The sequence below is a fragment of the Microbacterium sp. Root53 genome (assembly GCF_001426925.1).
Taxonomy (GTDB): domain Bacteria; phylum Actinomycetota; class Actinomycetes; order Actinomycetales; family Microbacteriaceae; genus Microbacterium.
Window position 1 is genome coordinate 192,623 of sequence record NZ_LMFR01000024.1, and the last position, 26,974, is coordinate 219,596.

The 26,974-nt window shown below is 73.4% G+C and carries 23 protein-coding genes; 16 read left to right on the forward strand and 7 right to left on the reverse strand.

Annotated elements, in window-relative coordinates:
- The first annotated feature begins 78 nt into the window (after positions 1–78).
- Entirely contained in the window at positions 79–762 is a 684-nt protein-coding gene (locus ASD19_RS12365; RefSeq protein ID WP_055993194.1) for a hypothetical protein, read from the forward strand.
- A 17-nt stretch (positions 763–779) separates the two neighbouring features.
- Here ASD19_RS12365 and ASD19_RS12370 read toward each other — a convergent pair whose 3' ends face one another.
- Positions 780–1,226: a GNAT family N-acetyltransferase gene (locus ASD19_RS12370; protein WP_055993196.1), complete on the reverse strand. Its 447-nt coding sequence runs from the start codon at positions 1,224–1,226 to the stop codon at positions 780–782.
- A gap of 133 nt (positions 1,227–1,359) precedes the next feature.
- Here ASD19_RS12370 and ASD19_RS12375 point away from each other — a divergent pair, with 133 nt between their 5' ends.
- Genes ASD19_RS12375 through ASD19_RS12395 form a run of 5 tightly spaced genes read left to right on the forward strand, consistent with a single transcriptional unit; the run spans position 1,360 to position 4,833 of the window.
- Entirely contained in the window at positions 1,360–2,037 is a 678-nt protein-coding gene (locus ASD19_RS12375) for a hypothetical protein (RefSeq protein ID WP_055993198.1), read from the forward strand.
- Between the two features lie 37 nt (positions 2,038–2,074).
- Positions 2,075–2,986, forward strand: a complete 912-nt coding sequence (truB, locus tag ASD19_RS12380) for a tRNA pseudouridine(55) synthase TruB (protein ID WP_055993200.1) — start codon at positions 2,075–2,077, stop codon at positions 2,984–2,986.
- The gene (locus tag ASD19_RS12385) at positions 2,983–3,351 is read left to right on the forward strand and encodes a hypothetical protein (protein ID WP_055993202.1); all 369 of its coding nucleotides are present in this window, start codon (positions 2,983–2,985) and stop codon (positions 3,349–3,351) included. The genes truB and ASD19_RS12385 overlap by 4 nt, the downstream gene beginning before the upstream one ends.
- Positions 3,352–3,400: 49 nt before the next feature.
- Positions 3,401–3,859: a hypothetical protein gene (locus tag ASD19_RS12390; RefSeq protein WP_055993204.1), complete on the forward strand. Its 459-nt coding sequence runs from the start codon at positions 3,401–3,403 to the stop codon at positions 3,857–3,859.
- A complete protein-coding gene (locus tag ASD19_RS12395) occupies positions 3,856–4,833 on the forward strand; it encodes a bifunctional riboflavin kinase/FAD synthetase (RefSeq protein ID WP_055993206.1) in 978 nt (325 codons plus the stop codon). Before ASD19_RS12390 ends, ASD19_RS12395 begins: the two co-directional genes overlap by 4 nt.
- Before the next feature lie 170 nt (positions 4,834–5,003).
- Here ASD19_RS12395 and deoC read toward each other — a convergent pair whose 3' ends face one another.
- Positions 5,004–5,741 (reverse strand): deoxyribose-phosphate aldolase, encoded by a 738-nt coding sequence (gene deoC / locus ASD19_RS12400; RefSeq protein WP_055993208.1) that lies wholly within the window; start codon positions 5,739–5,741, stop codon positions 5,004–5,006.
- Positions 5,742–5,827: 86 nt separating this feature from the next.
- Here deoC and ASD19_RS12405 point away from each other — a divergent pair, with 86 nt between their 5' ends.
- The 4 genes from ASD19_RS12405 (at position 5,828) to ASD19_RS12420 (ending at position 12,388) form a co-directional block, all read left to right on the forward strand.
- Positions 5,828–8,140 carry a heavy metal translocating P-type ATPase gene (locus tag ASD19_RS12405; protein WP_055993210.1) on the forward strand — a complete coding sequence of 771 codons (2,313 nt, stop codon included), beginning with the start codon at positions 5,828–5,830 and terminating at the stop codon, positions 8,138–8,140.
- A gap of 59 nt (positions 8,141–8,199) precedes the next feature.
- On the forward strand, positions 8,200–8,835 hold the full coding sequence (locus ASD19_RS12410; protein ID WP_055993212.1) for a hypothetical protein: 636 nt from the start codon (positions 8,200–8,202) through the stop codon (positions 8,833–8,835).
- Positions 8,836–9,135: 300 nt separating this feature from the next.
- On the forward strand, positions 9,136–11,280 hold the full coding sequence (locus ASD19_RS12415; RefSeq protein ID WP_055993214.1) for a DEAD/DEAH box helicase: 2,145 nt from the start codon (positions 9,136–9,138) through the stop codon (positions 11,278–11,280).
- A gap of 79 nt (positions 11,281–11,359) precedes the next feature.
- Positions 11,360–12,388: an ATP-dependent 6-phosphofructokinase gene (locus tag ASD19_RS12420; RefSeq protein ID WP_055993216.1), complete on the forward strand. Its 1,029-nt coding sequence runs from the start codon at positions 11,360–11,362 to the stop codon at positions 12,386–12,388.
- Between the two features lie 118 nt (positions 12,389–12,506).
- Here ASD19_RS12420 and ASD19_RS12425 read toward each other — a convergent pair whose 3' ends face one another.
- Both ASD19_RS12425 and ASD19_RS12430 read right to left on the reverse strand, forming a co-directional pair.
- On the reverse strand, positions 12,507–13,439 hold the full coding sequence (locus ASD19_RS12425; protein ID WP_055993218.1) for a hypothetical protein: 933 nt from the start codon (positions 13,437–13,439) through the stop codon (positions 12,507–12,509).
- A gap of 185 nt (positions 13,440–13,624) precedes the next feature.
- On the reverse strand, positions 13,625–15,790 hold the full coding sequence (locus ASD19_RS12430; RefSeq protein ID WP_055993220.1) for a S9 family peptidase: 2,166 nt from the start codon (positions 15,788–15,790) through the stop codon (positions 13,625–13,627).
- Between the two features lie 194 nt (positions 15,791–15,984).
- Between ASD19_RS12430 and ASD19_RS12435 the strand changes: the two genes are divergently transcribed.
- From ASD19_RS12435 to ASD19_RS12455, 5 genes are all read left to right on the forward strand, one after another.
- A complete protein-coding gene (locus tag ASD19_RS12435) occupies positions 15,985–17,226 on the forward strand; it encodes an inorganic phosphate transporter (protein ID WP_055993223.1) in 1,242 nt (413 codons plus the stop codon).
- A complete protein-coding gene (locus tag ASD19_RS12440) occupies positions 17,223–17,549 on the forward strand; it encodes a hypothetical protein (protein WP_055993225.1) in 327 nt (108 codons plus the stop codon). The genes ASD19_RS12435 and ASD19_RS12440 overlap by 4 nt, the downstream gene beginning before the upstream one ends.
- A gap of 52 nt (positions 17,550–17,601) precedes the next feature.
- Positions 17,602–18,513, forward strand: a complete 912-nt coding sequence (locus ASD19_RS12445) for a phosphodiesterase (protein WP_055993227.1) — start codon at positions 17,602–17,604, stop codon at positions 18,511–18,513.
- Positions 18,514–18,600: 87 nt separating this feature from the next.
- Positions 18,601–20,079: an aspartate ammonia-lyase gene (locus tag ASD19_RS12450; protein ID WP_055993229.1), complete on the forward strand. Its 1,479-nt coding sequence runs from the start codon at positions 18,601–18,603 to the stop codon at positions 20,077–20,079.
- 245 nt (positions 20,080–20,324) lie between these two features.
- Entirely contained in the window at positions 20,325–21,236 is a 912-nt protein-coding gene (locus ASD19_RS12455) for a methylenetetrahydrofolate reductase (RefSeq protein WP_055993231.1), read from the forward strand.
- 24 nt (positions 21,237–21,260) lie between these two features.
- On the opposite strand, the gene ASD19_RS12460 is transcribed toward ASD19_RS12455, so the two are convergent.
- The gene (locus ASD19_RS12460; protein WP_055993233.1) at positions 21,261–22,130 is read right to left on the reverse strand and encodes a fumarylacetoacetate hydrolase family protein; all 870 of its coding nucleotides are present in this window, start codon (positions 22,128–22,130) and stop codon (positions 21,261–21,263) included.
- Between the two features lie 134 nt (positions 22,131–22,264).
- Between ASD19_RS12460 and ASD19_RS12465 the strand changes: the two genes are divergently transcribed.
- Positions 22,265–23,476 carry a PrsW family intramembrane metalloprotease gene (locus tag ASD19_RS12465; RefSeq protein ID WP_055993235.1) on the forward strand — a complete coding sequence of 404 codons (1,212 nt, stop codon included), beginning with the start codon at positions 22,265–22,267 and terminating at the stop codon, positions 23,474–23,476.
- Positions 23,477–23,624: 148 nt separating this feature from the next.
- Here ASD19_RS12465 and ASD19_RS12470 read toward each other — a convergent pair whose 3' ends face one another.
- Both ASD19_RS12470 and ASD19_RS12475 read right to left on the reverse strand, forming a co-directional pair.
- Positions 23,625–25,229, reverse strand: coding sequence for a helix-turn-helix transcriptional regulator (locus tag ASD19_RS12470; protein ID WP_055993237.1), 1,605 nt, complete (start codon positions 25,227–25,229; stop codon positions 23,625–23,627).
- Entirely contained in the window at positions 25,229–26,770 is a 1,542-nt protein-coding gene (locus tag ASD19_RS12475) for a LuxR C-terminal-related transcriptional regulator (RefSeq protein ID WP_162246672.1), read from the reverse strand. The genes ASD19_RS12470 and ASD19_RS12475 overlap by 1 nt, the downstream gene beginning before the upstream one ends.
- Positions 26,771–26,974 lie beyond the last annotated feature (204 nt).

The window sequence follows — 26,974 nt, forward strand, 5'->3', positions numbered from 1 at the left end:
AACCGCCGGCCGGCCGGGGCTGTTCCCGCGGCGGGGCACGGCGTAGCGTCGAAGCAGCGAAGCCGAAGGGGAGAAGCCATGATCCTGCATCGACGCCGGACCGCAGCCGGAGCGGGCGCGCTGCTCGCGCTCGCCGTCACGCTCGCGGCCTGCGCGACCCCGACGGGCGGCGCGGGCGGGGTCACCCCGAGCGCGTCGGCCGCACCCAGTGCCGAGCCGAGCGTCGCGCCGAGCCCCTCGGGCTCCCCGGCGGACGATGACGCCGAGGAGGATCTCTCGGATCCGGGCAGCTGGGAGATCGAGGACGGCGAGGTGGGCCCGATCGAGATCGGCGAGGACTTCGCGGAGGCGCTCGGCGAGCTGCCGCCGGACGCCTGGTTGAACGAGGACCGGTGCGCGTGGACCGCGTTCTGGAACGAGCCGGGCGGCGCCTACATGGTGTGGTTCTCGCGCGATGCGCAGACCGACGCCGGGCCGGTGCAGACCGTCGCGGTCGAGTGGGGACCGGACCGGATCGCGGACGTCGGCCCGCGGGTCGACGACACCGGGATCGGGCTGGGATCGACGCGCGACGAGGTCCTCGCGGCGTTCCCGGGCGCGGAGGAGACGCCGTCCGCGATCGAGGGCCGCAGCTTCCTGCGGATCGCGGACGACGAGCCGGACGACGGCACGCTGTTCTTCGAGTTCCTGGAGGGCCAGGAGGGCGCGCAGGCGGTCGTCCTGACGACCGCCGCCGAGCCGTCGTACGAGGTGTGCGCCTAGACGGCGCTCTCGCGACGTCAGGCCGGGCGGACCATCGGCAGGTGGGGGATGCCGTCCTCGAGGAACTCTGGGCCGTCGGGGGCGAAGCCGAACCCGGCGTACCACTGCGCGAGCTGAGACTGCGCGTCCAGCCGGATGGTGCGCCCCGCGCAGTCGGCCAGCGCACGGCGGATCAGCTCGCCCGCGAGGCCGCGCCCGCGCGCATGCGGCGCCGTGGCGACCCGGCCGATCCGGCGGTCCTCGCCCGAGCCTGCCGGGCGGTCGTGGAGCACGCGGATGGTGGCGAGCACGTCGTCGCCCTCGGCCACCCAGTGCAGGAGCGCGGTCGGCTCGAGGTCCCGCGCGTCGAGCTCGGGATACGCGCAGTCCTGCTCGACCACGAACACGTCCACGCGCAGCTTCAGGATCCGGTACAGGACGTCGGAGGGGATGTCGCGGAGTGCGGCGGCGTGGAACTCGGGCACCGGGTCAGCCTAGCCGCGCCCGCACATGCGGCAGGCGTTATGCGACCGTGACCGGTCGGCATGAAGCGCGCGCGCCGCGCGCGGCAATAACCAGAGAGAAGGGCGGAACGGTCCGCCCGGAGGGGGACCCATCATGATCCGCATCTCGCGTTCCGCCCGCGCCTCGGCCGCCGGCGTCGCCATCGTGCTCGCGCTCGCAGGCTGCGCCACCCCGGCCGGCCCCGGGGCCGCGCCGTCGACGACCGCGCCGGCCCCGGCGACCTCGGCGCCGGCAGAGACGCCGACGCCGAACCCGAGTGCGACCCCGGCGCCGGACCCCGGCGACATCTCGGCGTGGGTGATCACCGAGGAGGCGATCGGACCGTTCGAGCTCGGCATGCCGTGGGATGAGGCGGTCGCTCTGGCCGACGAGCTCGGCTGGGACCTGCAGTACGCGCACCAGGAGGAGGGCTGCGCCGCGCACGGGGGGCTGCCCGACACCGACGGGCCGGGCGGTCTCGGCCTGCGCGTGTGGAAGGGCGACGGCGTCGTCTACGACCTGACGCTCTCGGACGACGGCGGACTCGCGGAGGGCACCCCGGTGCCGGAGACGGATGCGGGCATCGCGCTCTTCAGCACGGTCGACGAGGTGCGCGCGGCGTACCCGGATGCGACGGAGGGCGACGTGCCGATCTCGCCCGATCGGCCGTACTTCGCGGTCGACTCCGACGGCTCCGGCGGCGCGATGTTCTTCGAGCACGCGCGCGGGGCGCAGCACGTGACCGCGATCAGCGTCAACGAGAACGACAGCCCGGCGTACGAGCACTGCTGACCGGGGGCCGGGATGCGGGACGCGTACGCTGGAGGGCATGCGTCCCGCGTCCGGCATCCTGCTCGTCGACAAGCCGGGCGGGGTCACCAGCCACGACGTGGTCGCCCGCAGCCGGCGCGCGTTCGGCACCCGCAAGATCGGCCACGCCGGCACGCTCGACCCCATGGCCACGGGGCTGCTCGTGCTCGGGATCGAGGGCGCCACGCGCCTGCTGACGTTCCTGGTCGGGCTGGACAAGACCTACGAGACCACCATCCGGCTCGGCCAGGCGACCACGACCGACGACGCCGAGGGCGAGGTCGTCGCGACCGCGGGAGCCGACGCGCTCGCCGCGGCCACGGACGAGCGGATCGCCCAAGGCGTCGCCGCGCTGACGGGCCGCATCTCGCAGGTGCCGAGCACCTTCTCGGCCATCAAGGTCGGCGGGAAGCGCGCGTATGACCTGGCCCGTGCGGGCCAGGACGTGGAGCTGAAGGCCCGCGAGGTCACGATCTCGCGCTTCGCGGTCGACGCGATCCGCCGCTCCGGCGACGCGATCGAGCTCGACGCGACGATCGACTGCTCGTCGGGCACCTACATCCGCGCTCTCGCGCGCGACCTGGGCGCCGCGCTCGGCGTCGGCGGGCACCTGACCATGCTGCGTCGCACGCGCATCGGCCCGTTCGACCTGGCCGGCGCCGCCTCGATCGACACGCTCGCGCCGGACTCGGCTCCGGTCGGGCTCCTGCTCGAGCCCGCCGAGGTCGCCGCGCGCGTGCTCGGACGACTGGACGTGACCGCCGACGAGGCGCGCGACCTCCGCCACGGCAAGCGGCTCGAGGGCGCGGGCGGCCGGATGACCGGCGCGACCGCGGCGGCGATCGATCCCGATGGACGGCTCGTGGGCATCCTCGAGCGTCGCGGCGACGCGGTCAAGAGCGCCATGAACATGCCGGAGGAGCAGCGGTGATCCTGTGGTTCACGATCGTCCAGGTCGTCGTCGCGGCGGCCGCGGGCCTGCTGTGCGTCGTGCTGGGACTGGCCGGGCGCCGCCCGAGCGACGTGTCCGTCGGCGCGCTCGTGCTCGTGGAGCTGCTGCTGATCGCTCAGGTCGTGATCGCGGTCGTGGCGCCCTTCGCGGGCAACCCGCCGACCGGCAGCGTCCTGGAGTTCTGGACCTACCTCGTCTCCGCGGTGCTGCTGCCCGCGGCGGGCGTCGTGTGGGCGCTGCTGGAGCGCAGCCGCTGGAGCACCGTGATCCTGGGCGTGGTCGCCCTTTCGATCGCGGTCATGGTGTGGCGCATGCAGACGATCTGGACGCTTGGGGTCGGCTGACCTCCGCGTCCGGCGGCGTCCCGCGCGGCGGAACTAGACTGGTCGGGCTATGACCGCTCCCGCGAATGCCCCCGCCCGCTCCGCGCGTCGCATGACCGGCATCGGCCGCGTGCTCGTGTTCGTCTACGGAGTCATGGCGCTCGCCGCGACCGGGCGTTCGTTCGTCCAGATCGCGGAGCGCTTCGCGGAGGCGCCGCTCGCGTACTCGCTGTCGGCCGCGTCGGCCGTGGTCTACATCCTGGCCACGCTCGCGCTGGTGTTCGCGCGGCGCCCCGGCTGGTACACGGTCGCGTGGATCGCGATCGGCTTCGAGCTCGTCGGCGTGCTGGTCGTCGGCACGCTCTCCGTCGTGCTGCCCGAGCTGTTCCAGCACCCCACGGTGTGGTCGCTGTACGGCATCGGGTACGTGTTCGTCCCGCTCGTGCTGCCGTTCTTCGGGCTCTGGTGGCTCATCACCCACCGCACGCCCGCATCCGGGGCCGACCGCGCGGGGGAGGAGGCGCGATGATCCTGTTCGAGGACGTCGCCGACATCCCGGCGGACTTCGGCCCGACCGTGATCGCGATCGGCAAGTTCGACGGCGTGCATGCCGGGCACCGCGCGCTGATCGAGAAGATGCTGGTGGACGCCGCGTCCACGGATGCGCGGACGGTCGCCGTCACGTTCGACCGCAACCCGCTGGCCCTGCTCGCCCCGGAGCGCTGCCCGCGCTCGCTGGTCGGCGTGACCCAGAAGGTCGAGCTGCTCGGCCGCACCGGCATCGACGCCACGCTCATGCTGCGCTTCGACGAGGCGCTCGCGTCCGAGGAGCCCGAGGCGTTCGTGCGCCGGGTCATCGTGGCCGGCCTGCACGCGCAGCGCGTGCTCGTCGGCAGCGACTTCCGCTTCGGCCGGGGCGGCGCGGGCGACGCCGCCCTGCTGCGCCGGATGGGCGCCGAGCTGGGCTTCGCGGTCGAGGAGGTCGCCGACGTGGCCAGCGCCGAGGACGGCCGCCGCGTCTCGTCGACGTGGATCCGCGAGCTGCTGGACGCCGGCGACGTGGAGCGCGCGGCCAAGCTGCTCGGCCGGTATCCGGCGGTCACGGGCGAGGTGGTGCACGGCCTCAAGCGCGGACGCGAGCTCGGCTTTCCCACCGCGAACCTCTCGCCCGACACCGAGGGCTACGTGCCGGCCGACGGCGTCTACGCAGGCTGGCTGATCGAGCGCTCGCCGCAGGGCGTGCTGCGCTCGGGCGCGCGGTATCCGGCGGCGATCTCGGTCGGCACCAACCCGACGTTCGACGACGTGGACGTGCCGCAGGTCGAGGCCTACGTGATCGACGAGACGGGGCTCGACCTGTACGGCCGCCGCGTCGAGATCCAGTTCGTCACCCGCATCCGCGGCATGGTGGCGTTCGAGGGGGTCGACAAGCTCGTCGAGCAGATGACCGACGACGTCGTGCAGGCGCGCCTCGCCCTCACGGACGCGGCCGCCGGCCGCTGAGCGGCGGATCACCGCGCCTCACGACCCGCTCAGTCATCGGATCGAGGGCGCGGTCGCAGGACCTGAGGGGCAGAAGTGCCGTCGGGAGCCTCACCAGGCACTTCCGGCCCACCGACCCGACGACCGAGCATCGGATCCGTCGACTGGGTGGTTCCGCTTACGCCGCGAAATCAGTACGACGATGTGTCCTCGCTGCCCGTGGCCGCGCGGCCCTCGGCGCGGGCGCGGAGCTCGCCCAGGATGGTCGCGCTTGCGCTGGTGCCGAGGCGCGTCGCGCCGGCCTCGAGCATCGCGATCGCGGAGTCGAGACCGCGCACGCCGCCCGACGCCTTGACCTGCACGGCGGGGGAGACGCTGTCGCGCATGAGGCGCACGTGCTCGACCGTCGCGCCGCCGCCTGCGAATCCCGTCGAGGTCTTCACGAACGTCGCGCCGCCCGCCTCCGTCAGCCGGCTGCCGCGCGCGATCTGCTCGAGGTCGAGGTAGCTGGTCTCGAGGATGACCTTGGTCACGTGCCCGCCGGATGTCGACGGCCCGCCCGCCGCCTCCACGACGGCCGCGATGTCGGCCTGTACGAGGTCGTCCTCGCCCGAGCGCAGCGCGCCGATGTGGACGACCATGTCGAACTCGGTGGCGCCGTCGTCCAGCGCGCGGGCCAGCTCGGCCGTCTTCGCCGCGGTCGACGTGGTGCCGTGGGGGAAGCCGATGACCGTGCCGACGGCCACGCCCGTGCCGTCGAGGCGGCGCACCGCGTACGCGATGTCGCTGGGGCGGACGCAGACGCTGAACACGCCCCACTCGGCGGCGATCTCGAGCTCGCGATCCACGTCGGCGCGCGTGAAGTCGGGCTTCAGGATCGCGTGGTCGATGGTGGCGGCGACGGCCTGCTCGGTCAGCTCGATGCTCATGCCCCCAGCCTACGGCTCCGATGGTGCGGGAATACCCCAGGGGGGTATCATGGTTGTGGCCGGCGACCCAGAAGGAGGGAAGCATCATGACCGAGATCGCCCCCGGTGCGTCCGCCGATCAGCACCGCGCCCACGGCACGCCCGCGGCTCAGAGCCGCGCCGTCGTGCTGGAGATCGAGGGGATGACGTGCGCCAGCTGCGTCGCCCGCGTCGAGAAGCGCCTCGCGCGCGTCCCCGGAGTGACCGCCGCCGTCAACCTCGCGACCGAGTCCGCCAAGGTCGACGTCCCGCAGGGCGTCGCCGACGATGAGCTCGTCGCCGCGGTGCAGGCCGCGGGCTACGACGCCCGCGTCCGCGCGGTCGCACCCCCGGCCGCGGACCACGAGGCTCACGAGCATGCCGCCGACGAGACTGCCGCTCACGAGTCGGAGCACGCGGAGCACGGCGCACACGATCACGACGTCGAGGACGAGCCCGGCCGGACGACCCTGCGGACGCGGCTGATCGTCGCGGCGGCGCTGAGCGCGCCCCTCCTGCTCGTGTCGATGGCGATGCCTCTGCAGTTCCCGGGCTGGCAGTGGCTCGCCCTCGCGCTCACGGCCCCGGTCGTGCTGTGGGCCGGATGGCCGTTCCATCGTGCGACGCTGCGCAACGCGCGGCACGGCGCGGCGACCATGGATACCCTGATCACCCTCGGCACGATGGCCGCGCTCCTCTGGAGCGCGTGGGTGACCGTCACGGGCGGCATGCACGTGTACTTCGAGGTGGCGGCCGTCGTGACCACGTTCCTGCTGCTCGGGCGCTTCATCGAGCAGCGCTCCAAGCGGCGCGCCGGCGCCGCGCTCCGCTCTCTCATGGAGCTCGGCGCCCGCGACGTGACCCTGGCGGACGCCGAAGGCCGCGACGGCGCCACCGTGCCGATCGAGCGGCTCCGCACCGGCGAGCGCTTCGTCGTCCGCCCCGGCGGGACCATCGCGACCGACGGAGTCGTCGAGCACGGCGAGGCGGCGGTCGACGCCAGCATGCTGACCGGCGAGTCCGTGCCGGTCGCCGTCGGACCCGGCGCATCGGTGACCGGCGGCACGATCGCGACCGACGGGCGCCTGGTCGTGCGCGCCACGGCGGTCGGCGGCGACACGAGGCTGGCCCGGATCGCGGCGCTGGTCGAGGACGCGCAGGCCGGGAAGTCGCAGATCCAGCGCCTCGCGGATCGCATCTCGGGCGTCTTCGTGCCCGTCGTGATCGGCCTCGCGGTCCTCACCTTCGCGGGCTGGCTGCTGGCCGGGCAGCCGGTCGAGGCGGCCTTCGTGGCCGCGGTCGCCGTGCTGATCATCGCGTGCCCCTGCGCGCTCGGCCTCGCGACCCCGGTCGCGATCCTGGTCGGCACGGGGCGCGGGGCGCAGCGAGGCATCCTGATCACCGGCCCGGAGGCCATCGAGACGGCAGGGCGGATCGACACGATCGTGCTCGACAAGACCGGCACCGTGACGAGCGGGCGCATGTCGGTGCACGACGCGGTGCTCACGGGCGGCAACGACCGCGCCGAGGCGCTCCGCGTGGCGGGCGCGCTCGAGTCGGGCTCGGAGCACCCGATCGCGCGGGCCGTCGTGGCCTTCGCGACCGAGGCCCAGGGCGACGTCCTGCCGCACGCGACGGGCTTCCGCAGCCACGCGGGGCGCGGCGTCACGGGCGTCGTCGAGGGCCGGGAGGCCTTCGCGGGGAGCCCGGCCTTCGCCCTCGAGCGCGGCGCGCGGGTGCCGGCCGAGATCGAGGCGGCCGCGCGCGACGCCGAGTCGACCGTCGTGGTGGTGGGATGGGCCTCGGCCCCCGGCATGAGCCCGACGGCGCGGGCCGCGCTGCTGGTCGGCGACACCGTGCGCGACGACAGCCCCGCCGCGATCGCGGCGCTGCGCGAGCTGGGGCTCGACGTGGTGCTGCTCACGGGCGACGCGGAGGGCGTGGCGCGCGCGGTCGGGCGGGAGGTCGGCATCGATCGCGTGATCGCCGGGGTCTCTCCGGAGGGCAAGGTGGACGAGATCCGCCGTCTGCAGGCGCAGGGCCGTCGCGTCGCGATGGTCGGCGACGGGGTCAACGACTCCGCCGCGCTGGCCGCGGCCGATCTCGGCATCGCGATGGGCGGCGGCACCGACGCGGCCATGAACGCGAGCGACATCACGCTCGTGCGCGACTCGCTGGGTGCCGCCGCGGACTCCGTGCGGCTGTCGCGGCGCGTGCTCGGGATCATCCGGGGCAACCTGTTCTGGGCGTTCGGCTACAACGTCGCGGCGATCCCGCTGGCGGCGCTCGGCCTGCTGACGCCGATGATCGCGGGCGCCGCGATGGCCTTCTCGAGCGTGTTCGTCGTGCTCAACAGCCTGCGGCTGCGCGCGTTCCGCTGAGCGCCGAGGGTCGGCCCGTCGCTGCGGGCCGGCCCTCGACGGTGGGGCAGGATGGGGCCATGCGCCCCGTCCGCCTCGCCGTGTCCGCCGCCGTCGTCGCCGCGGCCGGGATCGCGCTCGCCGCGTGCGCGCCCGAGCCGGATCCGGGCGCCACGAGCCCCGCGCCCTCGGCCGCACCGACCACCGAGGCGCCCCGGAGCCCGGAGCCGACCGCGAGCGAGACCCCGGCGCCCGAGCCGACCGGCTCCGCCGGCGCGCTCCCGGCCGACTGCGCGTCGGCCTACTCACCGCAGATGGCCGATCGCCTCCGGGAGGCGTTCGGGCAGCTGAATCCCGAGGGCGGCTCGTACAACACGCACTTCATGGGCGACCTCTACGACATCGTCCAGCCGCTGCCGACGCTGACCTGCCTGTGGTCGCCGCCGGGCGAGGTCGCGCTCATGACCGACGCGATCCTCGTCGCTCCGGACCGGGCGGATGACATCCGCGCGGTCCTCAGCGCGAACATCCCCGGCTGTCAGGACACGGGCGGCGACTTCGTCTGCGTCAGCGAGTCCGAGCAGACGCAGGGCGCGAAGCGGACGGAGTACCACGTGCTCCATGGCGACCTCCTCCTGCTCAGCGCCGGATTGAACGCCGACTTCACGCTCGTCCAGGAGGCCGTGGCCGACATGATCGCGACGATCGAGGGCTGACGCGGGAACCCCATCCGGGCACGCGCCGCGTCTCATCCAGAAATCCGGGGCCGGCATGGCATAAACTGGGGGAGCAGGTTCCTCGCCCCCGACGCGTTCTCGACGCCAGGGTGATCCTCACGGGCGTCACCGCGCCGGCCGGAACCGCGTTCTCGTCGCCGGATCGCCACCGCGCATCCGGCGGTCGCAGCCCGCGACGTCGCCGCATCCGCGGCTCCGGGAACGCCGCGCACGACTTTCGACCGTCGGGCCGCACCGCCTGCGTCCGGCACCCGGACGGTCTCAACGCTCAGGAGGAGCATGCCGACCACGGCACCCGCGCGACAGCGCAAGAAGTCCGGGGCCTCGCGCCGCGACGACGAGGCCCCGCTCATTCCGATCCTCGCCCGCAAGGTGCGCGAGGTCGAGGCGAAGGCCCAGCGCGGCAAGCTCGGCCCCACCAACCGGACGAAGTTCCAGGTGATCGCGTTCCTCGTGCGCGAGGAGCGAGCCCGGGTGAAGGCCGACGCCGAGCTGACCGACGCCGCACGCGCCGAGCTGCTCAAGCGCCTCGACGGCGTCGCGACCATCCTGGCCAAGACGGCCGCGCGCGACACGTCGCTCATCCAGCTGCTCGAGGTCGACCAGGCCACGTCGCCGGTCGCGCGCCGGATGCGCCGCGACTGGCTGCTCGAGTCGGGCGCCGACCTGCCGCCGGAGGAGCTCGTGATCGCCGACGTGAAGCCGGTCGTGCAGAGCACGCTCGTGCCGCCGGCCGCCGCGGAGCGCCAGGTGACGCCGCCGCAGATCGAGGCCCGCATCGAGTCGAACCCCTTCCTCGCGCCGGACTTCACGCGGCGCGCGGGCGGACCCACCCCGCGCCGCCGCCTCGACGGCTGGGAGCTCATGGGGCCGCTGTACAAGGCGTTCGAGCAGGGCGCCGGCGGCGGCTCTGCCACCATGGAGCTGCCTGAGGTGCCGGAGTTCGACCGGCTCTCGCCCAAGGGCCTCGAGATCATGGCCCACCAGGCCCGGTTCCTCGAGGCCGTGCGCGCGGGCCACCGCACGTTCCTGCTCGCGGACGAGCCGGGCCTCGGCAAGACCGCCGAGTCGGTGCTGGCGGCATCGGTCGCCGACGCCTACCCGCTGGTCGCCGTGGTCCCGAACGTCGTGAAGATGAACTGGGCGCGCGAGGTCGAGCGGTGGACGCCGCACCGCCGCGCGACCGTGATCAACGGCGACGGCGCCGACATCGACGCGTTCGCCGACGTCTTCATCGTGAACTACGAGATCCTGGACCGTCACCTCGGCTGGCTGGCCAAGATCGGCCTGCGCGGCATGGTCGTCGACGAGGCGCACTTCATCAAGAACCTGTCGTCGCAGCGTTCGCAGAACGTGCTGGCGCTCGCCGCGAGCATCCGCGAGAGCACGCCGGGCGGCGATCCGCTGCTCATGGCGCTCACGGGGACGCCGCTGATCAACGACGTCGAGGACTTCGACGCCATCTGGCGCTTCCTCGGCTGGACCAACGGCGACAAGCCCGGCCCGGAGCTCATGGAGAAGCTCGACGCGACCGGGCTGACGCCCGCCGACAAGGCGTTCTACCCCGCGGCCCGCGACGCGGTCATCTCGATGGGGATCGTGCGCCGCCGCAAGAAGGACGTGGCCAAGGACCTGCCCGACAAGCTCATCGCCGACCTGCCCGTGCAGCTCGACGACGAGTTCGGGCGCGGCATCCGCGAGGCGGAGCGCCAGCTCGCCGCGCGCCTCGCGGCGCGGTACCACCGCATCATCGAGGCCCGCGGCGATCGCGGGCTCGCGCACGGCGAGATCGACGAGGACATCGTGCGCCTCGTCGCGCAGGGCGAGCTCGAGGAGTCGAAGGCCGCCGGCACCGAGGGCGACAACGTCTTCACGATGGTGCGGCGGATCGGCCAGGCCAAGGCGCAGCTCGCCGCCGACTACGCGGCGCAGCTGCAGCGCTCGGTGGGCAAGGTCGTGTTCTTCGCCAAGCACATCGACGTCATGGACCAGGCAGAGGCGCACTTCGCCGCCGCCGGGGTCAAGAGCGTCTCGGTGCGCGGCGAGCAGACCGGCGCGGTGCGCCAGGCCGCGATCGACGCGTTCAACAACGACCCCGAGGTCGGCGTGGCGGTCTGCTCGCTCACCGCGGCGGGCGTGGGCGTCAACATGCAGGTCGCGTCGAACGTCGTGCTCGCGGAGCTGAGCTGGACCGCCGCCGAGCAGACGCAGGCGATCGACCGCGTGCACCGCATCGGCCAGGACGAGCCCGTCACCGCGTGGCGCATCATCGCCGCGCACACGATCGACACCAAGATCGCCGAGCTCATCGACCAGAAGCAGGGCCTCGCGGCCCGCGCCCTGGACGGCGAGGCCGTCGACCCGACGTCGAGCGACTCGGTGCAGCTCGCCGCGCTCATGCACGTGCTGCGCAGCGCTCTCTGATCCTCGCCCGCGCTCCTCGCCCGCCGCGGGCGGGGAGCGCGGGAAATGAGCGCCTCGCTCCTGCCCTAATGTCGAAGACATGAAGATCGGAATCCTCACGTCCGGAGGTGACTGCCCCGGACTGAATGCGGTCATCCGCGGCGTCGTCCTCAAGGGCACCACCACCTACGACCTCGAGTTCGTGGGCATCCGCGACGGCTGGCGCGGTGTCGTCGACGCGGACTTCTTCCCGCTCACCCGTCACGAGGTCAAGGGCCTCGCGAAGGTCGGCGGCACCATCCTGGGCACCAGCCGCACCAACCCGTACGAGGGCGAGCGCGGCGGCGCCGAGAACATCAAGGCCACCCTCGACGAGCACGGCATCGACGGCATCATCGCGATCGGCGGCGAGGGCACCCTCGCGGCCGCCGACCGCCTCTCGAAGGACGGCATCAACGTCTTCGGCGTGCCGAAGACGATCGACAACGACCTCGGAGCCACCGACTACTCGTTCGGCTTCGACACGGCCGTCAACATCGCCACGGAGGCCATGGACCGCCTCCGCACCACGGGCGACTCGCACCAGCGCTGCATGGTCGCCGAGGTCATGGGCCGCCACGTCGGCTGGATCGCCCTGCACGCGGGCATGGCGGCCGGCGCCCACGTGATCTGCATCCCCGAGGTCCCGCTGTCGATGGAGGAGATCTGCGCGCAGGTCACCTCGGCGTTCGAGCGCGGCCGTGCGCCCCTCGTCGTCGTGTCGGAGGGCTTCAAGCTGAAGGGCCAGGAGGAGGCCTACAGCGACAAGGGCCTCGACGCCTTCCACCGCCCGCGCCTCGGCGGCATCAGCGAGGTGCTCGCGCCCGAGATCGAGCGGATCACGGGCGTCGAGACGCGCGCCACGGTGCTGGGTCACATCCAGCGCGGCGGCTCGCCGTCGGGCTTCGACCGCGTGCTCGCCACGCGCCTCGGCCTCCACACCGCGGACGCCGTGGTGGAGGGCGCCTGGGGCCACATGGTGGCGCTGCGCGGCACCGACATCGTCCGCGTGCCGTTCGCCGACGCGCTCGGCGAGCTCCACACCGTCCCGCTCTCGCGCTACGAGGAGGCCGCGGCCCTCTTCGGCTGACCCTCCCGCACGAAGGCCCCTCGACGTGTGCGGCGTCGAGGGGCCTTCGCCGTTCCCACCCATGTCTCACTTCGTGCCGGAATCCCACCCGAATTCCGACACGAAGTGAGACACGGGATCAGCTCGAGTCTCCCGGGCGCCATCCCCGCTCCAACAGGGCCTCCCTGACCAGGGAGACGGCGCGCGGCGCCGCGCCGCGCACGTGGTGCGCGAGGATGCGGACGTGGCGCCAGCCCGCCGCACGGATGGCCTCCCACCGATCCGCATCCCGGCGGAACTGCCCGACGTCCTCTGCGTGGACCCGGCCGTCGTACTCGGGGGCCACGCGATACCGGACATAGGCCTGATCGAGGCGCGCGATGTGCGTGCCGTGATCGTCGTAGATGTCGTGGTTCAGATCGGGCTCCGGAAGTCCGCCGCGCACGAGCACGAGGCGGAGGCGGGTCTCGCCGGGAGACTCCGCGCCCACCCGGGCGTGCCGGATCGCGCTTGCGAGGACGCCTCCGCGCAGGTCGCCCATGAGCCGCACCTCGTCTCGCAGCTCATCCAGCGTGGCGAGCCCGTTCGCCGGCAGGATCATGTGGTCGGCGGCGATGACGAGATCGTCGTGCGTCCAGGTCTGCGCCGCCTGTCGCCACGCCCGCACGGGCGACTCCACGCGCAGACCGGGCGCGCTCTCGCTCCATGCGGCCTCGCGCCTCTGCAGCCGGTGGCGTTCGATGCCCGCGATCCGGGGCGGGTAGTGGGGACGATGCGTCGCGACGTGGATGGGGATCCGGCCGTCGAATCGCGGTGTGGGAACGCCGTGAAGCGCGAGTGCGGTCTCTCCGCTGTAGAACTGGTCCGGGCTCATCCGCGGTGCGTACTCGAGGCATCGCTCGAGAAGGGCCGTGGGCGCGTCGGCCGAGGCGCTCGTGCGCAGCCCGCGGTACGGCTGCGCCAGATCGCTCGCGCCCAGCCGCCGCGGGCTGACGCCGAGGCGCCGCGCCTCGGCGACCGAGAACGAGCCGGCCCTCAGTTCCGGCGGGAGCTGCGACGGGGTGCGTGCCATGACACCACGTTGCGACCCGCACCGGTGCGGCCGGTGGCTCATCCGGCGCCCGCGGGACAACGCCACTCCGCCCGCCTGCTGGGGACGATGCCCCCGCGGTCCCGTGTCTCACTTTCGCGCGGAATACGGGCGGGATTCCGCGCCGAAGTGAGACATGGATGGGGGCGCCGGACGCCCCCGCCGGGTCAGGCCTCGGCGACGCCGAGCACGTCGAGGAGCCATGCGAGCTGGAACGCCCGCTCGCGCCACGAGTTGTAGCGGCCGCTCACGCCGCCGTGGCCCGCGACCATCTCGCACTTGAACAGGGCGTCGGCGCCGACCTCGCGCAGGCGCGCGACCCACTTGGCGGGCTCGACGTAGAGCACGCGGGTGTCGTTGAGCGAGGTCATCGCGAGGATGCGCGGGTACGCCACCCCCTCCCGCACGTTCTCGTACGGCGAGTACGACTTCATGTACTCGTACACCTCGCGGTCGTGCAGCGGGTCGCCCCACTCGTCCCACTCGATCACCGTGAGCGGGAGCGAGGGATCCAGGATGGTCGTGAGCGCGTCGACGAACGGCACGTCCGCGAGCACACCCGCGAACAGCTCGGGGGCGAGGTTCGCGACGGCGCCCATCAGCAGGCCGCCGGCCGAGCCGCCCTCGGCGACCATGCGCTGGGGGGTCGTGTATCCGCTCTCGACCAGGTGCCGCGCGACGTCGACGAAGTCGGTGAACGAGTTGCGCTTGGCGCCGAGCTTGCCGTCCTCGTACCACTGGCGGCCCATCTCGCCGCCGCCGCGCACGTGCGCGACCGCGAACACCACGCCGCGGTCGAGCTCCGACAGCCGGGCGACCGAGAACGACGGGTCGATCGAGTGCTCGTACGACCCGTACCCGTACAGGTGCACCGGGCGGATGCCCGCGCCGGGCTCGCCGAACGAGCGCTTCCACACGAGCGACACCGGGATGCGGGTGCCGTCCTGGGCGGGCGCCCACAGGCGCGCCTGCCCGTAGTCGGCCGGGTCGTAGCCGCCCAGCACCTCGACCTGGCGCCGCAGGATGAGCTCGCCCGGCTCGCCGTCGCGCAGGAGGCCCGGATCGGCATCGGGCAGGACGTACTCGAACACCGATCCCGGCGTCGTGAACGAGCCGTATCCGATCCGCAGCACGGGCGGCGCCCACTCCGGGTTGGAGCCGAAGCCGGCGGCGTACAGCGGCTCGTCGAACGAGATCTCGGTGAGCGCGTGCGTGCGGTAGTCCAGCAGCGCCACGCGGGGGAGCCCCTCGCGCCGGTACTCGACGACCGCGAAGTCGCGGAAGCAGTCGACGTCGAGCAGGCGGCGGCCCGGCTCGTGCGGGAGCACGGTCTCCACGACGTCCGGCGCGCCGACGCGGGCGCGCACCAGCTCGAAGTCCAGCGCGCCGTCGTTGTGCAGGATGTAGAGCCAGTCCTCGCCGTCGATCACCGCATGGTCGACGCCGTACTCGACGCCCTCCCGGCGCGGCCACACCAGCCGCGGCCGGGCCTCGGGGTCGGTCGCCACGGTCGCGGCGTCGAGCATGGCGACCTCGCTCGTCACGCTCGAGCCGGACTCGACGATCAGGAACCGGTCGCTGCGGGTCACCCCGGCGCCGACCCAGAAGCGCTCGTCGTCGTCGCGGTAGATCTCGCGGTCCTCGTCGCGGCCGGCCCGGCCCACCGGATGCAGCCACACGCGGTCGGGGCGCCACGCGTCGTCGACCGTCGTGTAGACGATGTGCGTGCCGTCCGGCAGGAAGTGCGAGCCCGAGAACGTCCCCTCCAGCACGTCCGGGAGGACCTCGCCCGTGACGAGGTCCTTCACGCGCACGGTGTACCGCTCGTCGCCCGCGAGGTCGACGCCCCACAGCATGCGGGTGCCGTCGTTGGAGACGTCGAACGACCCGAGCGAGAAGAACTCGTGGCCCTCGGCCTCCACGTTGGCGTCGAGCAGCACCTGCTCGCCCGGCACCTCCACCTCGGGGCTGAGCACCGGGGGAGTCCAGTCGTCCGGCCCGGCGATCGGCGCCCGGCACTGGATGCCGTACTGCTTCCCCTCGATCGTGCGGCCGTAGTACCACCAGTCGCCGCGCCGGCTCGGCAGGCTCAGGTCGGTCTCGCGCACGCGCCCCTTGATCTCCTGGAAGATCCGCTCCCGCAGCGGCTCGAGGTGCGCGAGCGCCGCGTCCGTGTGGGCGTTCTCGGCCTCGAGGTGCGCGATCACCTCGGGGTCGTCCTTGGCGCGCAGCCAGTCGTAGGGGTCCTCGAACGTGTCGCCGTGGTGCGTGCGCGCCTGGGGGCGGCGGGCCGGCTGCGGCGGGGTGGAGGCGGCGGGATCGGTCGGGCTCACCCGACAACGCTATCCGCCGGGGCCGCCCTGTTCGATCGCACGTGCGCGGATGCTCCGCGCGGTTTGACCGCCCCGGCCGCGGATGCGAGGATCGGTGACGGTCTGGTTGCCAGACGCTGAACACCCGGTGAACTCTTCGTTCGCCCCCCGCCGCTCTCGGCGGAGGCATCCCCTGCGTATCCGGAAGGCGGACGGTGGAAACCGCAGCCCTCATCGTGGTGCTGGTCATCGCGCTCGCACTCTTCTTCGACTTCACCAACGGCTTCCACGACACCGCCAACGCGATGGCCACGCCCATCGCGACCGGCGCGCTGAAGCCCAAGGCCGCCGTCACGCTCGCCGCGATCCTGAACCTCGTCGGCGCCTTCCTGTCGACCGAGGTGGCCAAGACCATCTCCGGCGGCATGATCCGCGAGGAGGAGATCGCCGGCGACGTGTTCCCCTCGCTGATCTTCGCGGGCCTGATCGGCGCCATCACATGGAACATGCTGACCTGGCTGCTCGGCCTTCCCTCGAGCTCGTCGCACGCGCTGTTCGGCGGCCTGATCGGCGCCACGCTCGTCGGCTTCGGCCTGGCCGGGATCGACTTCGGCGTCGTGATGTCCAAGGTCGTGCTGCCCGCGCTGCTGGCCCCGCTCACGGCCGGGATCATCGCGTTCGCGCTGACGAAGGTCGCGTACGCCGTGACGCGGCGCTACGACGGCAAGCCGGACGGCCGGGCCGGGTTCCGGTGGGGCCAGATCTTCACGTCCTCGCTGGTCGCGCTCGCGCACGGCACGAACGACGCGCAGAAGACCATGGGCGTCATCACGCTCGCGATGATCGCGGCCGGATGGCAGTCCGCCGAGCACCACGAGCCCCAGCTCTGGGTCATCGTCTCGGCGGCCGCCGCGATCGCGCTCGGCACCTACGTGGGCGGATGGCGCATCATCCGGACGCTCGGCAAGGGCCTCACCGACGTCAAGCCCGCGCAGGGCTTCGCGGCCGAGACGTCCACCGCGGCGACGATCCTCGCCTCGAGCCACCTCGGCTTCGCGCTGTCGACCACGCAGGTCGCCTCCGGCTCCGTCATCGGCTCCGGCCTCGGGCGGCGCGGCTCGGAGGTCCGGTGGCGCACGGTCGGCCGGATCATGGTGGGCTGGCTGCTCACGCTCCCCGCCGCCGGGGCCGTCGGCGCGCTCGCCGCCCTCGTCGTGGTGTGGACCCAGGCGGCCGGCCTGGGCGTGGTCGGCGTCGCGATCGATGCGCTGCTCGCGATCGCGATCATCGCCTACCTGTATCTGCGCTCGCGCCGCGACGAGGTCCACGCCGGCAACGCCATGAGCGAGGTCGCCGAGTCCGGGCTCGCGGTCAAGGTCGACGAGAACCCGCCGCCCACGCCCCGGCAGCGCCGCAGGCTCGCGCAGCGCCAGGCCGAGAAGGAGCCGAAGAAGTGACCATCGACTGGCTCGCGTTCCTCCAGGTGTTCCTCGCCGCGCTGACGGCCGGCGTGCTCGTCGTGGGGTTCTACGCGCTCGGACTGCGGCTGCTGGCGCGCAGCGGCCGGATCCCCGTGGCGCTTCCCGCGACCTTCACGGACGCGATCACGGTGCTCTCTCCCAAGCAGATCAAGCGGGCCGAGAAGTCGGCCGCGAAGGCGGCGGCGAAGAGCCCGCTGACCGAGGGCGCCAAGCGCCTGTCGCTCATCGGCGCGTTCGCGTGCTTCGCGGTGTGCGCCCTGGCGGTGGGGTCGGGCATCCTGCTCATCGTGCTCGGCTGAGGGCGGCCCGCAGCCGCGCGCTCTCGTCGCCGGCCGTCGCTAGGCTCGCCTCATGCAGTTCGGTCAGTATGCGCCCGCTCGCCGGACGATCGTCCACCTGAGCGACACGCACCTGCTCGCGGGGAACGCGCCGCTCGGCGGGCGCTACGACACCGAGGCGAATCTGATGCGCACCCTCGCCCGCGTCGAGCAGCTCACGGCCGACGGCGCCGTGCGACCCGACGCGCTCGTCTTCACGGGCGATCTCACCGACCTCGGCGAGCCGGGCGCGTACGCGCGGCTGCGCGAGCTCGTCGAACCGGTCGCCGCGCGGATCGGCGCGCCGGTCGTCTGGGTCGCGGGCAACCACGACGAGCGTCCGGAGCTGCGGCGGGATCTGCTCGGCCTGCCTGCCGGCCAGGAGCCCGTGACGGGCGTGTGGGATCTCGGCGGGCTGCGGCTCATCGCGCTCGACACCTCGGTGCCCGGCTGGCACCACGGCGAGATCGACGCGGCGCAGCGCGAGTGGCTGCGGGCCCAGCTGGAGGCTCCCGCTCCGCTGGGCACGATCCTCGCCCTGCACCACCCGCCGCTGCCGAGCCACGTGCCGCTGTTCGACATCCTGGAGCTGCGCGACCAGCCGGCGCTGGCCGAGGTCCTCGCCGGCAGCGACGTCCGCGCCATCCTGGCGGGGCACCTGCACTACTCGATGAGCGGCACGTTCGCGGGCATCCCGGTGAGCGTGGCGTCGGCGTCCTGCTACACGATGGACGTCGCGCTGCCGCCCACGCGCGTGAACGGCATGGACGCGGGCCAGACGTTCCACCTCGTGCACGTGTACGACGAGACCGTCACCCACACGGTCGTGCCGGTCGACGCGGACGACGCCGCCGCGTTCTTCGGGCCCGAGTGGTACGACCGGATCGCGCGGATGACGCGCGAGCAGCGGCTCGAGCTCTTCTCGCGCAAGCCCCCGCGCGGCTGAGGCGGGCGCGCCTCGCCGCGCGTAGGCTCGGTGACGACCCCCGCACCACCGGCGGCTTCGCATCGCCGCGATACCTGAGGACCAGTCATGGCCGACACCACTTCCGCGCGCTCGACGGCGAGCGCGACCCGCACCGAGACCGACTCGCTGGGATCGATGGAGATCCCCGCCGACGTCTACTGGGGCATCCACACCGCACGGGCCGTCGAGAACTTCGACATCTCCAAGCGCCCGATCTCGGTCTACCCCGAGTTCGTCGTGGCGCTCGCGATGGTCAAGCAGGCCGCCGCGCGCGCCAACCGCGAGATCGGCGTGCTCTCGCCCGCCAAGGCCGACCTGATCGACCAGGCCGCGCAGCGCGTGATCGACGGCGAGTTCCACGACCAGTTCGTGGTGGGCGTCATCCAGGGCGGCGCCGGCACGTCGACCAACATGAACGCGAACGAGGTCATCACCAACATCGCGCTCGAGATCGCCGGACGCGAGAAGGGCGACTACGCGTACCTCTCGCCGATCGACCACACCAACCGCAGCCAGTCGACCAACGACGTGTACCCGACGGCGATCAAGCTGGGGCTGTCGCTCGTCCACGTGTCGCTGCTCGAGGAGCTCGATCTGCTGCGGCGCGCCTTCCTCGCGAAGGCGAACGAGTTCCACGACGTGCTCAAGGTCGGGCGCACGCAGCTGCAGGACGCCGTCCCGATGACGCTCGGGCAGGAGTTCCACGGCTTCGCCACGACGCTGGGGGAGGACCACCAGCGGCTCACCGAGAACGCGTCGCTGCTGACCGAGATCAACCTGGGCGCAACCGCGATCGGCACCGGCGTGACCGCGCCGCGCGGCTACGCGGAGTCGGCGCGCAAGCATCTGGCCGACATCTCGGGCCTGCCTCTGACCACGGCGACGGACCTGGTCGAGGCCACGAGCGACACCGGCGCGTTCATGTCGTTCTCCTCGTCGCTCAAGCGCAACGCCATGAAGCTGTCGAAGATCTGCAACGACCTGCGGCTGCTGTCGTCCGGCCCCCAGGCCGGGTTCGGCGAGATCAACCTGCCGCCGCGCCAGGCCGGATCGAGCATCATGCCCGGCAAGGTCAACCCGGTCATCCCGGAGGTCGTGAACCAGGTCGCGTTCTCGGTCGCGGGCGCGGACATGACCGTGACCATGGCGGTGGAGTCGGGTCAGCTGCAGCTGAACGCGTTCGAGCCCGTGATCGCGCACTCGATCCTGCAGTCCATCATCTGGATGCGGCAGGCGATGCGCACGCTGCGGGTGAACTGCGTCGACGGCATCACGGCGAACCGCGAGCGCCTCGGGGCGATGGTGGGGTCGTCGGTCGGCGTCGTGACCGCGCTGACGCCGTTCATCGGCTACGCCGCGGCGGCCGCGCTCGCGAAGGCCGCGCTGCTCACGAACCGGAACGTGGCGGACCTGGTCGTCGAGGCGGGCCTGATGGACCGCGAGGAGGTCGAGAAGCAGCTGTCGCCCATGCGCCTGTCGGGAATCGAGGCGATCACGGCCGCCGTACCGGTCGTCGCGCCCGAGGACCTGCCGACCACGAACTGAGCCTGCGCCCGCGAGGGCCCCGCAGCGGACGCTGCGGGGCCCTCGCGCGTTTCGGGGTCCCACGCGGCGGGAGAGTGGTCTAGCCCAATCTCTCGGTCGGGTAGGATATTGAAATACGTCGTCACACGATTGGGGCCGCCCGGAGGGGTCGGCCTACCGTGTGGGGCGGTGGCCTCCGCACCCCCGGGCGGACGTCACAGCAGTGCTCGTCCCTCCGCCCGCACGCTCTCCCCCGAGGTCACACAATGTCGCAGGCCCCGCACCTCCCGCCCCCCGTCTCATTCGAGATCACGCCCGCGCGACGCACCGAGGATGCGCCCGAGGTGGAGCGCGCGGCGAGCGCGCTCGCCGCCGCCGCGCCGTCGTTCATCTCGGTGCGCACCGGCGCCGCGGGGGTGTGCCAGGAGCGATCGCTCGCGCTCCTGCGGCACGTCCGCGACACGGCCGGGGCGCGGCCCGTCGGCCACATCACCGGGGGCGGCCTCGCGCGGGCCGAGCTCACGGAGCGCATCGAGGCCCACCTCGCCGCCGGTGTCCGCGACTTCCTCGCCGTGCGCGGCGACGCGCCCCGCGCGGTGCGCGCGCGGCCGGGGATCGAGACCCCGGCGGCCATCCGGCTGCTGCGCCGGATCGCCGCGGCGCAGGGCCTCGAGGTCACGGTCGGCGTCGCGGCGCACCCGCACGGCAAGGCCGGCGTCACCGACTCGCACGGGGACGTGGCGGCGCTGCTCGCCAAGCAGGCGGCCGGGGCCGCCTTCGCCCTCACGCAGGTCGTCTTCGACGCGGCCTCGTACGCGTGCTACGTGGCGCGGGCGCGACGGGCGGGCGTGACGATCCCCGTCATCCCGGGCATCATGCCGATCGCGTCTCCCGCGCGCCTGCGCCGGATCACGGCGCTCACGGGCGTGCAGGCGCCCGTCGCGCAGGTGCTCGAGCTCGAGAACGAGCAGGACCCGCGCCGCTGGGAGGAGATCGCGGTCGCGCGAGCCGTGCGGCTGGGGCGCGATCTGCTCGACGCGGGGGCACCCGCGCTGCACGTGTACTCGCTCAACCGGCCCGAGACCGCGCTCGCCGTGGCGGCGGGACTGCGCGGCGAGACGGACGCCGCGATCCGGGAGGCCGCAATCCGGGACCCGAGGGCCGCGCTGGTCGCCTGAGCGGCGCGGACCGCGCGCCGCGCGTCAGTCGATGACGCGGCAGTGGGTGGTCAGCTCGCCGATGCCGTCGATGCCCACGGTGACCGTCGAGCGGTCGCGCATCAGCACCTGCGGCGTGCGCGAGTAGCCCGATCCGCCCGGGCTCCCCGTGGAGATCAGCGTCCCCGGCAGCAGCGTGATGCCGTGCGACAGGTGCGCGATGAGCTTCGCGACCGAGCGCACCATGGTCCCGGTCGAGGCGTCCTGCATCGTGTGGCCGTCGAGCACGGTCCAGATGTGCAGGTCCTGCGGGTCGGGGACCTCGTCGGCCGTCACGACGTACGGGCCGACCGGCGTGAACCCGTCGAACGACTTGGCGCGGCACCACTGCGACTCCGAGTACTGCACGTTGCGGGCGGTGATGTCGTTGACCACGGTGTAGCCGAACACGTAGTCCAGCGCGTCCGCCTCGGCGACGTCGCGCGCCGGGCGTCCGATGATGACCCCCAGCTCGGCCTCGTAGTCGACCGCCTCGCTGAGCGAGCGCGACCAGGTGGTGGTGCCCTCGTGTGGCGCCAGCGAGTTGGGCCACAGCGTGAAGACCGTCGGGGTGTCGTCGGTCTTCAGGTTGAGCTCGCCGGCGTGCGCCGAGTAGTTGAGTCCGACCGCCATGATGGACGGCGGCGTCAGCACCGCCGGGGCGAACGCCGCGTCGTCCATGCTGATCCGATCGCCCGCGCCCGAGGCGGCCGCGTCGCGCACCGCGGCGAGCAGGTCGTCCCCGCCCGCGATGAGCTGCTCGAGCGTGCGGGGACCGTCGGGAAGGAGCGACGGCACGGGCACCGCACCGTCGCCGTCGACGAGCACGAGGGTGGGGGCGTCGCCCCCGGGGAGCACGACGTGGGCGAAACGCATGCCTCCAGGCTAGCCGTGATCGGCGGGCGCTCCCCTCGGAGCGGCCCGCGCGCGGCCCCTATGATGACCGTGACACGCGACGGGCCACGCAGCCGGCGCGCGGACGGCCGAACCACGGAGCACGAGGATCGCACATGACGTACGGCACGGGTCTGACCCCGCCCCATCCGCAGCCCTTCCCGACCGCGATGGCTCAGCCGGACCGGGCGCCCGGCGCGGCGATCGCACCCGCGCCCGTGACCGCGGCGCTTCCGGTCGCGAGCCCCCGCGGCCGCCGGGCCTGGATCTGGCTCTGGCCCGTGCTCGCGCTCCTCCTGCTCGCGCTTGTCGCGTACTTCGTGTCGTTCCTCGGCGCCGCCGCATCGACCGTCGGCCTGCTGGCGGCGCTCATCCCGTTCGCGGTCGTGATCATGACCGTGATGCTGATCGACCGATGGGAGCCCGAGCCGCGCGGCCTCGTGTTCTTCGCCCTCGCGTGGGGCGCGACCGCGTCGATCGCGTTCACGCTGATCTTCGACCTGGCCCTGACGATCGCGGTGCCGCAGCTGTCGGAGAGCGACTTCTTCGGCGCGGTCATCCAGGCACCCGTGGTCGAGGAGTTCTTCAAGGGCCTCGGCCTGCTGCTGGTGTTCTGGATGGGCCGGCGCGCGTTCGACGGACCGGTCGACGGCGTGGTCTACGGCGCGCTGATCGGCGCGGGGTTCGCCTTCACGGAGAACATCCAGTACTTCGCGATCTCCCTCATCGAGGGCGGCGCGCTGACGCTCGGCTTCACGTTCTTCATGCGCGCGATCCTGTCGCCGTTCGCGCACGCGATGTTCACCGCGTGCACGGGCTTCGCGCTGGGTCTCGCGGCCCGGCGCGGCATGAAGACCCCGTCGGCCCTCGTCTTCTGGATCGTGGGGATGATCGCGGGGATCCTGCTGCACGCGCTCTGGAACGGCGCGACGTTCGTGGTCGGAGGCGGCCTGGACACCTTCCTCGGCTACTATTTCGTGCTGCAGGTGCCGATCTTCGCGCTGTTCGTGTGGGGCGTCGTGATGCTGCGGCGCGAGGAGGCGCGGCTCACGCGCGCGCGCCTGGGCGACTACGCCGCGGCGGGATGGTTCACCCCGCAGGAGGTCGACATGCTCGCCACGCCGCAGGGGCGGCGCACGGGCAGGGCGTGGGCGGCGTCGCTCCCCGGCGGGCGCAGCCGCCTCATGACCGCCTTCATCCGCGATGCCGCCGCGCTCGCCGCGGCGCGGCAGCGCGCGATCTCGGGGCGCGACCCCCAGGCGGCCCACGACGAGCACGTGCTGCTCGCGCGGATCACCGCCACGCGTCAGGCGCTCCTCTCGCGCTGACCGCGGAAGAGCTCGCCCGGGGTCTTGACACGTCCCGCGGGCGGGAGCATCCTGTTCTCAGATCAACTCAGCGCCCGGAAGACTCGCAGGCATCGCCGCGGCCCGGGCGCTGAGGACTTTCCGGGCTCCGATCCGCCGCACCGGTGGATCAGAGCAGCCCGCGGCGGGACGCCTCCTCGATCGCGGCCCCGCGATCGGAGACCCCCAGTCGGCGGTAGGCCGCCTGGAGATGCGTCTTGACCGTGTTGGGGCTCAGCGCGAGCGCGGCGGCGACCTCGCCGATCTGGTCGTGCTCGGCCGAGGCGCGCAGGACCGCCAGCTGCTGCGGCGAGAGCCGTCCGACGACGTCCGAGGTCGCTGGGGGCAGCAGCACGCGCGACGTGATCAGATCCGCCAGAGACGGGATCCCGGCCGTCGCTGCCAGCGCGCTGAGGTCGGCGCGGGACACCACCGCGAGCGAGGCCCGCAGCCCGTGCGTCGCCGCGGTGTCGACCGCGAGCCGGAAGGACGCGGACGCCGACGCGTCCTGCCCCTGCCGCAGCATGGCGGCGGCGCGCACCACGAGCGACTCGACGCGGATGCGGGGGGACGGGCTGGACGTCTCGTGGGCGATCTCGCGCAGGGCGCCGGGGATGTCTCCGAGACCGAGGCGCGAGGCGGCCTTGCGCGCCCGCACCAGTCCGATCGCCGGCCTCGGCAGGTCGGGGCACTGGGCCAGCGCCAGCAGCGCCGCCTCGTGCATGCCCTGGTACGCCAGGAGCGTTCCGCGCGCGATCGCGAGCGCGCACGCGTTCAGCCCGCCCGCGGTGCGCGGGGCGGGCTGGCTCTCGACCGCGACCTCCAGGCGGCTCATCATGTCCACGGGGTCGGACTCGCCGCCGCGCGTGCCGAAGACGGCCCGGACCGCGGCCGCCATGACCGTGAGCTCCTCGAAGTCGTGGGCCGGATCGCTCACGAGCCCGACGGCGCTGTCGAAGTCGAGCCGGTCGCTCGCGCGATAGGCGGCTCCGAGCGCCGCCCCCGCCCGCACCCGCTGGACATCGGGGTGCCGGGCACGCAGCTCGGCCGACCGCGCGATCCAGCGGTCCGCCGCGGCGCCCGTGCCGTTCATCGCATGCAGCCAGGACAGCTCGCCCGCGGACTCGAGGGCCGCGCGCACGTTGCCCGTGCTCTCGGAGACCGCGTGCGCCTCGGTGAGCACCTGGACCGCGCGGGCGATCAGGCCGGCGGCCGCCAGGGTCATGCCCCACTGCGTGGCGAGCGTGCCGATGCGCGGCTGCGCGTCCGCGCGATCCTCCGGCGGCAGCCCCTGCCAGGCCTCGAACGCGTTCTCGGCGACTTCGGCCGCCTCCTCGTAGCGCCCGCGCGTGCGCAGCCCCGCCGTCCGGGCGGTCAGCAGATCCAGCCGGTCGGAGGGCGGCATGTGCTCGGGCGCGCGGATCTCGGTGTCGGGGAACATGGGAGGCTTCGACGGGTAGGTGAGCAGGTGGGTCACGTACTGGCGCATGCCCATCCACCGCGGCCGCCTGCGGAGCTCGGCGGGAGGCAGTGCGTCGGCGACGGCGCGCACCACCGCCGGCCGATGGCTGATCAGGAGGGGGAAGTGACATTCGACCAGGCGGATGGCCTCGGGCCAGCGGCTGTCCGCCAGCGCGGCGAACACGGCCGAGGTGACGTCGTCGACGGGAGCGTCGGACCTGCCGCGGGTCTGGGGGGCGCGGAGCGAGGGCGGCCGCGCGCCGTCGAGCATCATCAGAGCAGTCCGTGCTCGGCGGCCGCGAGGGCCAGCTGCTGCCGATCGGAGACGCCCAGCTTCGCGTACAGCCGCCGGGTGAGGGTCTTGACCGTGTTGGGGCTGACGCCGATGGCGGCGGCCGTCTCGCCGGTCGACCGGCCCGCGGCCAGCAGACGCAGGGCCGCGAGCTCGCTCGGCGTCGCGCGCGGCGGCGGCGTCCGCTGCGCCGGAGGGCGGCGCGTGCCGGCCGTTCCGACCGCGAGCATGCTCGGGCTCCGCGGCGGGGCGAAGGCCGCGAGGGCTTCGAAGTCCCGCAGGGGCAGGTGCGTCAGGCCCGAGGGCAGCCCGTGGGTGTCGGCCAGGGTCACGGCGCGGCGGAACGACGCCTCCGTCGCCGGATCGCGGCGGCGCAGGTGCACCGCCGCTATGACAGCCCAGGCCTCGACCACCGCGCGCGGGCGCCCCAGGTCGTGCAGGGCCGCCTGCGCGTCGTGCAGTGCGCGGTCCAGGTCGCCCTGGACGAGGTGCACCGCGGCGCGGATCGTGCGGATCGACGGCAGCACGGGCGAGGGGAGGTCCTCGAGCAGGGTCCGCGCGGTCTCGCCCCGCCCCAGATGCAGGAGGAGGGCGGCGCGCGCGGCCGTGAGCGGGCTGAGCTGCGACGGCGCGTCGCCGAACAGCGCGTCGTCCAGCTGCTCGAGGTCCGCGAGGGCCCGGGGCAGGTCGGACGCGGGGTCCTTGGATGCGAGCAGCGCCCTCGCCCAGGCGAGCTCGACCGTGTGCTCGCCCGGGGCGTCCGCCGCCCGCGCGAGGGCGCTGCGGGCCTCGTCGTACTCGAGGCGATCGAACGCGGCCGCGGTCTCCGCGAGCGCCAGGGACGCGGGCTCAGGAGTCCGTCTGACCGCCGTCGGGAGCAGGGCGTGCGCGTTCGCGATCCACTGGTCGCGCACGAGCACCCGGCCCTCGGTCGCGTGCAGCCACGCGAGCTCTCCCGCCGCCAGGAGGGCGAGGCGGGTGTCGCCGCGGGCCCTGGCCGCGGAGTAGGCGCGGGCGAGGTCCTCGAACCCCGTGGTCGCGTCTCCGGCGAGCACCTCCGTGAGCCCCCAGGCGAACAGCACGTGGGGCAGATCGCCCTCGAGCGCGGCGCGATGCTCGTGGGGGAGCCGCTCGAAGTCCTCCCTCGCGCGCCGGGCGAGCGCGAGCGCCCCGAGGAGATCTCCGGACACCCGCGCGACGCGCGCCTCGCTGGTGAGACGCAGCACCGCCGCGACCGCGTCGGCGCGCGACGTCGCGGTGAGGGAGGCGCCGGCCACCGGCGCCGCCTGGAGATACGCCCGGATGCGCCGCCAGCGCGGATCCGCGTCGAGCCGCTCGCTCGGCACGATGTCGACGAGGGCGCGGATGGCGGGCAGGCCGCTCGTCAGCAGCTGCTTCCAGTCGCGCTCGGCGATCCGCAGGGCGTCGTCCCATGCCTGGGCTCCCAGTGCACGATAGATCTGCGCGGCGGGGGTGGGCTTCGGGTAGTGCCCGGGGACCGAGATCTCGGTGATTCCCCTCACGAGCGTCATTATGCTCCCGCCCTGCGACATCGCCCTAGTGGTGTTTCACTCGCTGACCCACTGGCCGGGTGACAGGCCGGGTGAACCCCCGTTGTTCCGCGGAATCACGCGGATCCGGGCACCGGGTGACACCCGGGGTGAAATTGCCCCGGACCGCCTCCGGCCGGGTACGTGGCGCGCGGATCGTTTGCGTGTGACGTCCGC

Coding starts and splice junctions, on each gene's coding strand:
- ASD19_RS12365 (WP_055993194.1), top strand. CDS start 79: ATGATCCTGCATCGACGCCGGACCGCAGCCGGAGCGGGCGCGCTGCTC.
- ASD19_RS12375 (WP_055993198.1), top strand. CDS start 1,360: ATGATCCGCATCTCGCGTTCCGCCCGCGCCTCGGCCGCCGGCGTCGCC.
- truB (WP_055993200.1), top strand. CDS start 2,075: ATGCGTCCCGCGTCCGGCATCCTGCTCGTCGACAAGCCGGGCGGGGTC.
- ASD19_RS12390 (WP_055993204.1), top strand. CDS start 3,401: ATGACCGCTCCCGCGAATGCCCCCGCCCGCTCCGCGCGTCGCATGACC.
- ASD19_RS12395 (WP_055993206.1), top strand. CDS start 3,856: ATGATCCTGTTCGAGGACGTCGCCGACATCCCGGCGGACTTCGGCCCG.
- deoC (WP_055993208.1), bottom strand. CDS start 5,741: ATGAGCATCGAGCTGACCGAGCAGGCCGTCGCCGCCACCATCGACCAC.
- ASD19_RS12405 (WP_055993210.1), top strand. CDS start 5,828: ATGACCGAGATCGCCCCCGGTGCGTCCGCCGATCAGCACCGCGCCCAC.
- ASD19_RS12410 (WP_055993212.1), top strand. CDS start 8,200: ATGCGCCCCGTCCGCCTCGCCGTGTCCGCCGCCGTCGTCGCCGCGGCC.
- ASD19_RS12415 (WP_055993214.1), top strand. CDS start 9,136: ATGCCGACCACGGCACCCGCGCGACAGCGCAAGAAGTCCGGGGCCTCG.
- ASD19_RS12420 (WP_055993216.1), top strand. CDS start 11,360: ATGAAGATCGGAATCCTCACGTCCGGAGGTGACTGCCCCGGACTGAAT.
- ASD19_RS12425 (WP_055993218.1), bottom strand. CDS start 13,439: ATGGCACGCACCCCGTCGCAGCTCCCGCCGGAACTGAGGGCCGGCTCG.
- ASD19_RS12445 (WP_055993227.1), top strand. CDS start 17,602: ATGCAGTTCGGTCAGTATGCGCCCGCTCGCCGGACGATCGTCCACCTG.
- ASD19_RS12450 (WP_055993229.1), top strand. CDS start 18,601: ATGGCCGACACCACTTCCGCGCGCTCGACGGCGAGCGCGACCCGCACC.
- ASD19_RS12455 (WP_055993231.1), top strand. CDS start 20,325: ATGTCGCAGGCCCCGCACCTCCCGCCCCCCGTCTCATTCGAGATCACG.
- ASD19_RS12460 (WP_055993233.1), bottom strand. CDS start 22,130: ATGCGTTTCGCCCACGTCGTGCTCCCCGGGGGCGACGCCCCCACCCTC.
- ASD19_RS12465 (WP_055993235.1), top strand. CDS start 22,265: ATGACGTACGGCACGGGTCTGACCCCGCCCCATCCGCAGCCCTTCCCG.
- ASD19_RS12470 (WP_055993237.1), bottom strand. CDS start 25,229: ATGATGCTCGACGGCGCGCGGCCGCCCTCGCTCCGCGCCCCCCAGACC.